Genomic DNA, 12,031 nt, shown 5'->3' with positions numbered 1-12,031 from the left:
CAAATTAGAGATATGCTATTATCTAATGTAAGTAGAGGAGACGCCTTAATGGTCGCAATTAAGTTATTGATTATATCATCTGTAGCAAGCTTGAACTGTTTGCTTATTCAGCACAATATATATACTAAAGCGAATCTAGGAGTACAGTATATCAATAAGGACCTAGTAAGATTTGAAACTATAAATTTCATCGTAACGATATTGAATATTGTAGCAGGTGCCTTTTTTCTTATTGTATTTATTGTATGGTTTTATAGAGCTTATGTGAATATGCAGTCTTTAGACACTCGTCTTCATGATTCTAAATATTGGGTAGTCTTTGGATGGTTAATACCTGTTTTTAATCTAGTGATGCCGTATCGTTTATTAAACAAGATGACGATCAGTGCGGTATCGTATATACATAAGAATACGACTACGAGATTGCAGAAGTTTAGGTCTTATTGGATTTTATTGATTTGGATTAGTTTCTTATTGATCTATTTGTTGCGTATATATCAGTATAGTATGGCTACGAGAATAGATGTTATGTATATTATCGAACTAGGGATAATCATTAATGCACTATCGTTACTTACTTTATTTGTGTTTGCTTCTTATTTTAATTTCTATAGAAAGATGGAAGCCTTAATCTATAAACTAGAACATGAAAACAAAGAAGATAATGCTAATTGTATTGAATTGGTAAGAGAATAATACACAAACCTAAAACTGTTTTTATGTCAGGGAAACAAGTTTTTTTACAATTCGTCCATGGTATCAGTGCTCCCTATCTAGATAAGGGGTTTATAGCTACTCAGAAAGGTCTAGTGCTCAAACAAAAGCTAGAGGACACAGGCTTTGAATTGGTGTTGAAGTTCCATGCGACTCAGAGTGATGTAAAGGCCAGTGTACAGCTATCATGCCTCATTATGGTATTATCAGAACAGCTAAAAGAGTGGAGGTTACAAAAGTATAGAAGTAGAGATCTAGCAGTAGACACTGTCTTTATATCCTATCTTCATGATATTATCCCTGTGATGTCTAATAAGTTTAGTTGGGAAATTACCCCAAAGAATATCGACGAACAAATAGTAGTTTTCAGAGAACTTTTAGTGAGTTATGTCAATCCTATATTTGAACAATTTAGAAATAAAGACTCATTGATCGCTTATACGATAGAACAAGGATGGAGATTTAATGTAAATATGTCTCCTAAACAGTTTGTCTATCCTATTGATTTTATGACCTGTTTTGCTTCTTATGAAGAGAACTGTTTAGGCTTTAACAACTTTATAAAGCAAGAAGGGCTAACAGGACAGGCTAAGCGCATCTATAAAGAAATGAGCTCTCCTAAGTATAAAGGATATATTAGCAGTGATGCAATAGAAGATAAATTATTCCAACTCGCTTATATGCATAAGATTCCGATTTGGTAATGAATCATTATATAAAGACAAGAGCGAAATGTACACCTACATTTCGCTCTTGTCTTTTATATTGAACTTATATTATCTAGTTAGTACCTACTCTTTTATAAGTAAAATCTTGATTATTTTTTTCTAAAACAATGATATTCTCATTAGTCGCTTTTATTGTAAAGTGTAGTGTGTCCTTATTAGAAAGAACTAAAAGCTCGTGATTCTGTACCCACCAGTTTTTATATTCATTATTAACCATATTCACAGATGTAGCGTCTCCATTCTCTTTTAAAGAAAAACTTTTAGGCTTTTTTTCATTAAAAGGAGAGAACTCTGTCCAATCACCAATAACTGCTTTACTCAATACCTTTTCTTGTTCTGACATCTCAGGAAGCTTAAAACTCTCTTCCTTTTTACATCTCATGAACGTAACTGCGCATAATGTTATAAAAATACAAGTCTTAAATGTTTTCATTTTAAATGTTAAAAATTGAGGATAATAAACAAATATAGTAATAATAATTAAATGTTGATTATTTAATTAACATGAATTGAATTCTATTTAGAAGATTTTAGTGTATGTATAGAACGATATAGAATATCTAGGTTTACTTCCATCTCATCTTTTGTTAAGTGCCCGAATCCTAATCTCATACCTGTTAGTTTTCTATCTTGATAGAGTAGCGTTTTAGGCAGGTAAAGGTTATTCTTAGCGCATTGTTTATGGAGTTGCATTAGGTTGATGGGTATATTCCATTCTGTCCAGATAGCTAATCCACCAGCAGGTACTGTAAAATGAATATCATCATTAAAAAACTGTTGTAATAACTCAGCGAACGAGTCCCGTCTTTCTTTATATATTTTAGAAGCTTTTTTTAGATATCTAAAGATTTCGCCTTCTTCTATTAATTCATTTAATACCTGTTCCATGATGATGTCTCCTCTAGGATCTAATAATCTTAGAAACTTCTGCATTTCTATTAGGACACTTTCTGGTGCTACAATAAACCCATGCTCAAAAGTGGGCGCTAATGATTTGCCAAATGACCCAATGTATACTACCATGCCATCTGAGTCTACACTCGCTAGTGGTAATACAGGGCTTTTATCATAATGAAAATCATAATCATAGTCATCTTCTAGGATGATAAAGCCATACTTACGTGCTAAGTTAAGTAGTTTTACTCTGCGCTGTGCACTTAAGGTTACAGTAGTAGGGTAGTGGTGATGAGGTGTTAGATACAGCATACGGATAGTATGTGATTTACACATTTCTTCTACCGCTTGTACATCTATGCCCTGCTCATCTACAGGTACCGTTAATACATGAGCTCCAGTTTCTTGAAATGTCATATTACTAGAGTAGTAGCTCAGCTTAGCTACGATCACTTTATCACCAGGAGAGAGTAATACCCTACAGGCTATATAGATACTCATTTCAGTATTACGTGTGATCAGTATATTATTCTTACTGATATGTAGTCCTCTAGATAAGTTTAGATAATTAGCCATATTGTTTTTGAATGGGTAGTTATCCTCACTTTTTATATTGTATAGTTTTTTTCGATTGCTTTTTCTTTTGAGGTTAGCGCTATAGAAAGAAGAGAGTTGACCTAGTTGACTAATTCTAGTATCTGTTGTCCCATCGTTAAACATATAGTCACAGTGGTTTGTCTCATAAGGAGAATCTAGTATATTATTGACTTGAAAAGAGTATCCAGGTTTAGTAGGATATTGTTGGATATTTTGATAATCGATATCTGTATTGGTCTTAGGTCGAATAGATTTTTTACTTAGTACAAAACACCCTTTGTTAGGGATCATTTCTATCCATCCTTGTGTTGCTATTTCTTCAAATGCTGCGATTACTGTATTTCTATTTACAGATAGTAATGTTGCTATCGTTCTAGTCCCAGGTAGTTTAGTTCCCTCAGGGATAAAGTTGCGTTGTATAGCATTGCTAAATTGATTTGCTATCTGCATATACACTGCAGTAGTAGAGTTTCTATCTATTTTTATAAAACTCTGATAAGGTATTTTAGCCGGACTAGCCATGATGAATAATATTAAGTGTAATCTAATCCAGCAATATACATTTTTTAGCATATAGTAGTATCCTTTTATAACCAATATTTTTGAGAATATTGGCATTTAGTTTTTTGTGTCGTATTTTATATTTATATAATTTAGGGCTTTATTTTATAGCTATGAATGTATCGATACTTCAGATGGTTAGTGTAGTAAGTTATTCTAACGCATATTTAAATGATCGTTTACCAGAGATTTCTAATCAAGGAGAGAAGATCTCTATGTATTGTAATAAAGTGTTATTTCATATTCCTGTAGTAGGAGATAAGAATCAATATACAACTCAAGCACCTATAGACTGGTTTATTTCTTTAAAATTCAGAGGAGTGAAGCAAGTGAAGTTATTCTATCAATCTTTTGCTAAACCTAATACCCCTGAGTATATGACAGCAGGCTTTGTAGGAGGTGGAGGAGTATGGATGGTAGAGACTGTCTTAGAAGATCGATCAGAATTTTGGTATAGCAAGTGGGAAGTCAATGAAGATAAGCGTCAGCTAGGGGCAGATAGAGTGTGGGATGTGATTTATAGACTTGCTCCTATCCATGAGTTGGCTAGTACTAAATATGATGTGACGGTACAGAGTATCGCCCTTGCGTCTGTATTAGAAGAACTAGTAACCTTCTGTAAGCAAGAAGAGTTGTCTAATTGGGAAGCGATATTCTCAGGAGCGAAGAGCGTATTGGAGAATAAGAAACCATCATCTGCTGCGTATCTAAAAGATATGATCGTAGAAGGCGGATATACAGATGAGGCATTAGCCTTAATGGAGGCAGCGGATAGAGCCTATGTATTTGGCGGTATGGGGTCATGGAATGATGTAGGTCAACTGAGTGACGATGCTCAAGAGCAGAAATACAAAGAATTATCAGCACAATTATATGCTGTTTTAAACCAAAGTATTCTAGCATTCACTAACTCTTGATACTAATGCAACTAAACCTCAACGATTATAAAATCGCTATATTAAAAATAAATGAGAATTTTATTTTCATTTGATAAAAAATAATAAAATTATATTATCCACCTTTGCACGCTTAAAATTTTAGAACAAATGAACTGGATAATTTTAATTATTGGTGGATTATTTGAAGTAGGTTTTACTTTTTGCTTAGGTAAAGCTAAGGGAGCTACAGGAACAGAAGCAGTAGGATGGTATGCCGCTTTTTTGATAGCCTTAGTTTGTAGTATGGCAGCTCTTGTAAAGGCGACACAATCCTTACCACTAGGAACAGCTTATGCAGTATGGACTGGTATAGGTGCTGTAGGAACAGTATTAGTAGGAATATTTGTATTTAAAGATCCTGCTACTTTTTGGAGGATGTTTTTTATCGCTACTTTGATAGGGTCTATTATTGGACTTAAAGTAGTAGCTGCATCATAAGTAGTAATAAAGACTATTTTTTAGAATCTATTATAGATAAATTAAAAAAGGGACTATCAAGCGATAGTCCCTTTTTCATTGATAAAAAGTAGTTGATTGTGTTGTTAATAGTAGTAATTATAGATTAAGACCTTCTAACCTTTGATTGTCTTACCCTAAAAGTAATAAAGCTTTTTAGAATACAAAACAGGAGTGTTTGTTAAGCTTCATTATAAAATGATATTGTTTGAAATGTGATATGTTTTGTTGTAGATAAAGCTTTTTTTATCGTTTTTATATTGCTGTAAAAAGCGTTTCTTTGTTTTTTATTTTTGAGTAATGAATATGCAGGAGCAGTATTTTGAAGTTTTTATAGCACATTTAAGACAGACTATTACACTAGATGAACAGGCTGTACATAAAGTATTAGACAGTTTAGAAATAGTGAAGTTAAAGAGAAAGGAGTTTCTACTTACACCAGGACAACCTTCTAAATATATGCGTTTTATAGCAGAGGGTAGTGCTAGATGTTATTATCTAGACGAGAATAGCCAAGAGCATACTTTACAGATTGGTATTGAGAATTGGTGGATTAATGATCTGTATAGTTATCTAACGCAGAAAGACTCTCAGATGTATATTCAGGCTATCGAATCAGCTGTGGTCTTACAGATTAGTCAGGCTAATTTAGAGCGACTGTATTTAGATGTTCCTGAGATATCTACTTTCTTCAGAATTAAGATCCAGAACGCTTATGTAGCACTACAGGAGCGTATGTTAGAGAATCTCAGTACAGAGGTGTACTCTCGTTATCAGAAGTTTATAAAGGAGTATAGAGATATAGAGCAACGTGTACCTCAGTATATCATTGCTTCTTACTTAGGTGTTACCCCTGAGTTTTTAAGCTATTTAAAGAAAAAGCACTTATAATAGATCAGTTTTTTTACCGTATAGGTGTTTCTTAAGTTATCTTAAGAAGCACGTTGTCTCGAGCTAATACATTTGTCCTATATAAATAATGATAGAAGACAAATGAGATTAGCTTTTTTTTATGCAGTTGTTATAATGTTTTTTGGGCAAGGTGTTTTAGCTCAGAAATTTTCATATAATCCAGAAGGAATGGTAGGGCACCGTTCTTATTTTTACACCCATACATTTAATTATCAGATAAGTGATAAGGTAAAACTTCAGAACCTTATTCTATTCGATACAGAATATGATAATGATAAGCACAATATTCTATTTATGCGTAATACGCTAGCTTATCAATTTTCAAAACATTTTAGTTTAAACACTTCAGTAGGTATTAAGAATCCAGGCAAGTTTGCCAGTATGTTGTTACAATATCAGGTATCAGGTAAGGAGGTATTATTCTCTTATGCTGTAGGGACAACTTACCAAGCGGGTTTTACACTAGAACAATCCTTATTATTTGAATACAGCCCTCAGTTAACTGATAAGGTGAAAGGACTATTCAGAGTATCTGCAGTGGGTAATGTGAATGCAGAAGAATATACCAGAGGATTCCAACATATCAGATTAGGGGTGAAGTATGAGGAATATAGCTTCGGTGTAGCAGTCAACCTAGAACAGTTTAATAATTCATGGAAACACCTAGAAAACGTTGGTGTTTTTGCAAAAATAAATCTTTAAAATACAATAGAAATGAACAAGAATCAAGACATCGGTTTATTAATTACACGTATTAGTATTGGCTTTCCAATGTTGTTATACGGAATAGGAAAATTATTTAATGGTATTTCGTTTATCCAAAGTGTGTTAATGGATAAAGGGCTTCCTGCCTTTTTCGGATACGGAGTCTATGTAGGAGAAGTGATAGCCCCTCTTCTGATTTTAATAGGATATAGAACACGATTAGCCAGTTTAGTATTTGCAATTAATTGTATTACGGCTATGTTATTAGTACAGAGCTCAGATATCTTTAGCTTGAATGATAACGGTGGATGGAAGGTAGAGTTATTAGGTATCTATGCCTTAGTTGCTGTTGGGTTATTCTTTACAGGAGGAGGTAAGTTAGCCTTGTCATCTGAGCATAAATGGGATTAAATAGAAGGGATAGAGTAGGTATCAATTTTATTCTAAAAAGAACATTATCATTATAGAGGTAATAAAATACTCTAGAATACTATCTGTGATAAAAATAGTATTACCCCTTGTCAATACTCAAGTTTAGTGAACTAATTGATGAGGTATAGTGTAGAATTATGAATAAAAAATCATTCTATTCGTTCAAATTTCTTTTTTGGCACAGCATTTGTTATTGTATAGATGTAGTATACAATTTCATAGTTATTTTTTTTTGAGCGATGTTAACGTAGTTAATTAACATCAGATAAGTAATAAAGATTTTATTATTTAGGTTTTGTTTATAAAGCATAAGTTTATTGAGTTGACTTATGCTTTATTTTTTTTATACACCATTAATGAGTGTAGTGCCTTAATCATGGTGTAGGATGCTAGGAGATTCCTTGGGGGTTTCTAGGAGTATTCTTGCTGAAAAACGTGCTTTGGGCTAGTAAACTCGAAGAAAACCCCTAGCAAACCTCAAGAAACTCGAAGAGAATATAAGGAGGAAGTCTACTTATAAGAAAGGGGAACTGTTATAAACGTTAAAAAAGTGTTTTCAACTTTACAGTATTCTATAGAATCAGTATCTTTAAAGAGAAGAGTTTTGGGAGATAAATGAAGTGGTTCTTAATCTATATTAACTAGTAATGAATAGAACTTCTATACTTTTACACTAGAACAATTAAGTATTCATCAATTAAATAATCATATTATGTCAAACGTAGATTTAGTTATAGAGGAACGTGCAGCGAGTATTGGTAATTTCTTAGTAGGTAGATTATTACCTTTTAGACAAAAGAGAACCGTAGGACCATTTTCTTTTATAGATCATATGGGACCTATATCCGTAGCAGAACACGATAATTTAGATGTAGATCCACATCCTCACATAGGTTTATCTACATTGACTTATCTATTCGAAGGACAGATCATGCATAGAGATAGTGTGGGAAGCGTAGAGCGTATCACACCAGGTGCGGTAAACTGGATGACAGCAGGTAGAGGTGTAGTACATTCTGAGCGCATGCCAGAAGATATACGTACGACTACACCAGATGCTATTCTACACGGGTTACAGATTTGGATAGCATTGCCTAAAGAACTAGAAGATATGGAACCTTCTTTTGTGCATATCGAAGCAAAAGATTTGCCTAGTTGGGAAGAGGATGGTGTGTCGTATAAACTGATAGCAGGAGAAGCATTAGGAAGAAAATCACCTGTGCCTGTATATAGCCCATTGTATTATATCGAAATCAAATCTACAGAACATAAAAAGATCAATATCGGAAGTGGACTATTCGGAGAGGCAGCGATGTATATCTTAGAAGGAGGAGTGAAGAGTGGTGAGCATGAGTACGAACCTAAGAATATCTTGATCTCTAATGATAGTACGCTATGTGAGTTCGAAATGAAGCCTAATACTACAGTCTATATCTTCGGAGGGGAACCTCTACCAGAAGAGCGCTATATACTGTGGAACTTCGTGTCTCATGATACTGATAAACTAGAGAAAGCAAAACAAGACTGGATCAATCAGAACTATGAGGTATTTCCTTTAATTGAAGGGGATAGTGATAGTTATGTACCATTTCCAGAAGGGATGAAATCATTTAAAAATAAGAAGTAATATGGACGTGACAGTAAAAGCCGTTTTAGGTACTGAATTATATTATACAGAGGTTACAGCTGGTAGTAATGTATTGATTACTGATGAGCCTGCTGATCTAGGTGGACAGAATAAAGGGTTTAGCCCATTTGAAGTATTAGCTACTTCACTAGCGAGCTGTACAGCTGCTACACTGAGAATGTATATGGATAGAAAGAAGTGGGAAGCTGAGAAGATCGTGGTGGAAATAGAGATGACTAGAGATACTACAGGGACAAAGACTATTTTTAATAGAAAGGTGTCTTTCGAAGGTGCATCATTAGATGCTGATATGAAGAAGAGATTAGCGATTATCGCTGATAAATGTCCTGTACATAAGGTATTGACAGGAGAAGTGACTATAAATACAGAATTAGCGGTTTAGAGAACGAGAAACAGGGAACAGAAAACCGATAAGGAGTATTAAGAAAAAGAAAAGCATTAACCAATAAAAAAAATATATTATGGAAATAAAACATGAAGCTCAAGAGACAAAAGGCGCTTTCGTCGCTTATATAGACGGACAGCGCGCTGGAGATATGACTTATTCTGTAGCAGGTACAGATAAGATTATTATAGATCATACGGGAGTTGAAGAAGCATTTAATGGTAAAGGAGTAGGAAAGGCTATATTACTTGAAGGTGTAATCCCTTATGTAAGAGAAAAGAATTTAAAGGTATTGCCGTTATGTCCTTTTGCAGCAGCTATGTTTAAAAAGATGCATGCTGAGATAGGAGACGTATTAGTATAATTAAGAATTAAGTTTTTTCTTCTAGACAAGATGTACTTAGTGGTTATTGTGTGATTGTCACGGATTATAAATCCGCGCCATCGGTATTATAACACTATGTATAGGCAATTCTGATAACTGATAACTGTCCACGGTAAACTAAATAAGTTTTGTGTGTTATACAAGTATGTCTATATTGTTTTTGCTACCTTTGCACAGAATTAAACGCTTTAAATCTTATGAACGAAAAAACATCTTTTGGGTTAATATCTACAATAGAAGTACCTTATGCATTAAGCGTAAAGGGGAGCTGTTGGAATAAAGAGGGACTGTTAATCGCAAATTATATTTATTCGAATGAAGGAGATACTAATACTTATGAGTTAGTATATACTATCATTGATAAAGAAGGGAATACAAAAGAGGAGAAAGAGACTAGGGGAGTATTACCTACTTTATTTTTAAGCCCTACTAAGGATAACTTTGTTTCTTTAGTAAGTGGAGAGGAAGAAGAGATGACTTCTTATGCTATATTTGATAAGAGTGTAAAAGGATTTAAAGGAAGCAAGTCATTTGATGGACGCTTTGTAGGATGTACAGCAGACCATTCTATTTTCTATAATGTAGATATCTGGAGCGAAAAAGCGGCAGATGTAATGAACGTTATAGCATTTAAAGAGGGTGTGCTAGTGGATGAAAAGAAAGTAGCTATTCCTTTTCCTAAAGATAATAAGATCTGTGTACGAAATGGAGAGATTCATATCATTACAGAGGTAGAGGATGGATGGCTTCACCGTCAGATAGATGAGAATGGGGAGGAACTGAGAAGAAGATTACTAGAGTTTGATTTTCCTTTTGTACACGAAGCGTTAACCTTGTCATTTGATGAGAAATCATATTTGTTATGTGAGGAGAATGGTGAGATAGGTATCGTAGAGATAGATGCAGATGGAGAAGGGATGTATGGTGACCTATTTAATATCGGTGATGAGTTCTTCGGTACTTGGCATCCACAACGCGTAAGTGATGATACTAATGCAGTACAATTCACGACTGAGTTTGGAAATGGGTGGTTAGTGATTAAGAATGATGAACTAGTAGAACTGTTCTATAACAAGAATAAAAAAGGATATCAAAACTTATTGACTAAGGAAGTGTTGTCTATTGATAATAACGATTTAGTATTATCAGGGATAAGTCCTATCACTGATGGTAAGATAGGCTTAGTATTCTATCCTCGTAAACAACGCAAAGAGACGTATAACAAAGCTTTCGTTTTGCAACACGAGATATAGTTTAATTAAGAATTAAGAATTAAGAATTAAGAATTAAGAATTAAGAATTTTCTGACTTAATGTACTTGATTTAAAGATATAATAAAGGTCACTAGCTTCTGTTAGTGACCTTTATTGTTTTTGTGTTTATTTGCTATTGAGCGGGCATGTATTTATTGATAAACTTCACTAGTTCATCATTCTTCCATACGATTGCTTGAGTGTGTCCAGCACCTTCTACTAAGATAATCTCTACACTAGGAGAACCTAGGTCTTGTAAGCCTTTTACCATTCCCTGAGTCACGATAGCAGGTACATTAGTATCCGCTTGTCCTTGGATGACTAAGATAGGTTTGTCTATTTTCTTGGTTCCTGGTTGACTATCTTGTAAGAACTTTTGGATGATAGGGTCATTCTTAAACTTCTCATTATTAAGACCAGGGTAAGTCATTACCTTATTACTAGGATCTTCATTCATATACTTAATGATGTCAGCCATAAACGCTTGACGTACTCCATCTAGACAGTCTCCATTATCTCCATTACTTCCTTCAGCTAGTTTAGCAAAGCCTTTAGCTCTATCTTCGAATATCGCAGTATAGTCATAAGACGGAGTTTCTGCTTTAATACCTACTCCTGCTAGAGCAGCATAAGCTAATAGCGTAGCATAAGATGTAACAGAACTTCTCTTTTCTAAAGGTATAGGAGTAGGGCTAGCATTTTCCATAGCTTCTATTTTTGCAAGAGCTACTGGAGCTACTTCTAGAATGATTTTTCCTAAACTAGAGGCAGGTGCACCAGCTACAGCTCCTTTATAAGTAGTATCACTATTTGCTAACTCAGCTATACCTAGAGAAGCTTGACCACCTTGAGATTGTCCAGCAGACATCCAATCTCCGTTAAAATCGTTAGTGTATTTATCTTTTACAGCTTTGATAGCATAAGTAGCAGATAGGGCTTCACTCTTTAGGTGTAAGTAAGGATGTATACCAGGGGTACCTAGTCCTTCATAATCAGGAGCTACGATCACATATCCTTGAGCTAATAAGGCTTTAGCAGTTACTTTAAAGTTCTCTCCTAATGGATTATTACTAGGTGCACAAGCATCTGCTACTCCTACTGTACCGTGAGCCCATACCACGATGCGGTAACCATCTTTTGGTTTAGGTGTTTTGGGATACATGATAAGAGCAGTAGCACTTTGACTCTTTCCGTTTAGATAAGGCATATTATAAGTCATTATTTTAATAGACCCTGCTTCATCCAGTTTATCTAGACTATAGTCCTTCTCAGAGATAAAGTGTTCTTCTTGTGGTTTGTTTCCGTTGTCATCATTCTTGTTACAAGCTGTTAATGATGTGAATATAAAGGCAGAGCACAGAATCGTACTCACTAAAAAACTTCTTTTTTTCATAATAGTTCACGGGTTTAAAAATTCGATATG

Annotated in this window: 14 protein-coding genes; 11 read left to right on the top strand and 3 right to left on the bottom strand. The window is 34.3% G+C overall.

Going from position 1 to position 12,031, the window contains the following annotated elements; all coding sequences use genetic code 11:
• Positions 1 to 12: 12 nt before the first annotated feature.
• Both MPR_RS12285 and MPR_RS12280 read left to right on the top strand, forming a co-directional pair.
• Positions 13 to 696, top strand: coding sequence for a DUF4328 domain-containing protein (locus MPR_RS12285; protein ID WP_041893019.1), 684 nt, complete (start codon positions 13 to 15; stop codon positions 694 to 696).
• Between the two features lie 23 nt (positions 697 to 719).
• Positions 720 to 1,418 (top strand): hypothetical protein, encoded by a 699-nt coding sequence (locus tag MPR_RS12280; protein ID WP_041893015.1) that lies wholly within the window; start codon positions 720 to 722, stop codon positions 1,416 to 1,418.
• A 76-nt stretch (positions 1,419 to 1,494) separates the two neighbouring features.
• Here MPR_RS12280 and MPR_RS12275 read toward each other — a convergent pair whose 3' ends face one another.
• On the bottom strand, positions 1,495 to 1,824 hold the full coding sequence (locus MPR_RS12275; RefSeq protein WP_235280445.1) for a lipocalin family protein: 330 nt from the start codon (positions 1,822 to 1,824) through the stop codon (positions 1,495 to 1,497).
• A gap of 134 nt (positions 1,825 to 1,958) precedes the next feature.
• The gene (locus MPR_RS12270; RefSeq protein ID WP_041893010.1) at positions 1,959 to 3,455 is read right to left on the bottom strand and encodes an aminotransferase-like domain-containing protein; all 1,497 of its coding nucleotides are present in this window, start codon (positions 3,453 to 3,455) and stop codon (positions 1,959 to 1,961) included.
• Positions 3,456 to 3,607: 152 nt separating this feature from the next.
• Between MPR_RS12270 and MPR_RS12265 the strand changes: the two genes are divergently transcribed.
• The 9 genes from MPR_RS12265 to MPR_RS12225 all read left to right on the top strand — a co-directional run bounded on the left by MPR_RS12265 (position 3,608) and on the right by MPR_RS12225 (position 10,608).
• Positions 3,608 to 4,411: a hypothetical protein gene (locus MPR_RS12265; protein ID WP_041893008.1), complete on the top strand. Its 804-nt coding sequence runs from the start codon at positions 3,608 to 3,610 to the stop codon at positions 4,409 to 4,411.
• A 129-nt stretch (positions 4,412 to 4,540) separates the two neighbouring features.
• A complete protein-coding gene (locus MPR_RS12260; RefSeq protein WP_041893005.1) occupies positions 4,541 to 4,870 on the top strand; it encodes a DMT family transporter in 330 nt (109 codons plus the stop codon).
• A gap of 318 nt (positions 4,871 to 5,188) precedes the next feature.
• Entirely contained in the window at positions 5,189 to 5,779 is a 591-nt protein-coding gene (locus tag MPR_RS12255) for a Crp/Fnr family transcriptional regulator (protein WP_041893002.1), read from the top strand.
• 102 nt (positions 5,780 to 5,881) lie between these two features.
• The gene (locus MPR_RS12250) at positions 5,882 to 6,502 is read left to right on the top strand and encodes a hypothetical protein (protein WP_041893000.1); all 621 of its coding nucleotides are present in this window, start codon (positions 5,882 to 5,884) and stop codon (positions 6,500 to 6,502) included.
• Positions 6,503 to 6,514: 12 nt separating this feature from the next.
• Positions 6,515 to 6,916 carry a DoxX family protein gene (locus MPR_RS12245; RefSeq protein ID WP_041892998.1) on the top strand — a complete coding sequence of 134 codons (402 nt, stop codon included), beginning with the start codon at positions 6,515 to 6,517 and terminating at the stop codon, positions 6,914 to 6,916.
• 733 nt (positions 6,917 to 7,649) lie between these two features.
• Complete coding sequence (locus MPR_RS12240) at positions 7,650 to 8,564, top strand: pirin family protein (protein WP_006258426.1); 915 nt, start codon at positions 7,650 to 7,652, stop codon at positions 8,562 to 8,564.
• A gap of 1 nt (position 8,565) precedes the next feature.
• Positions 8,566 to 8,967 (top strand): OsmC family protein, encoded by a 402-nt coding sequence (locus tag MPR_RS12235; RefSeq protein WP_041892995.1) that lies wholly within the window; start codon positions 8,566 to 8,568, stop codon positions 8,965 to 8,967.
• A 79-nt stretch (positions 8,968 to 9,046) separates the two neighbouring features.
• Positions 9,047 to 9,334, top strand: a complete 288-nt coding sequence (locus MPR_RS12230) for a GNAT family N-acetyltransferase (RefSeq protein ID WP_006258424.1) — start codon at positions 9,047 to 9,049, stop codon at positions 9,332 to 9,334.
• Positions 9,335 to 9,552: 218 nt separating this feature from the next.
• Positions 9,553 to 10,608: a hypothetical protein gene (locus MPR_RS12225; protein WP_041892991.1), complete on the top strand. Its 1,056-nt coding sequence runs from the start codon at positions 9,553 to 9,555 to the stop codon at positions 10,606 to 10,608.
• 133 nt (positions 10,609 to 10,741) lie between these two features.
• Here the strand turns inward: MPR_RS12225 and MPR_RS12220 are convergent, their stop codons facing one another.
• The gene (locus MPR_RS12220) at positions 10,742 to 12,001 is read right to left on the bottom strand and encodes an alpha/beta hydrolase family protein (protein WP_041892988.1); all 1,260 of its coding nucleotides are present in this window, start codon (positions 11,999 to 12,001) and stop codon (positions 10,742 to 10,744) included.
• Positions 12,002 to 12,031 lie beyond the last annotated feature (30 nt).

The organism is Myroides profundi (genome assembly GCF_000833025.1).
Lineage (GTDB): Bacteria > Bacteroidota > Bacteroidia > Flavobacteriales > Flavobacteriaceae > Flavobacterium > Flavobacterium profundi_A.
The sequence above is the reverse complement of the archived record's forward strand: the minus strand, read 5'-3'. Positions and strand labels throughout refer to the sequence as shown.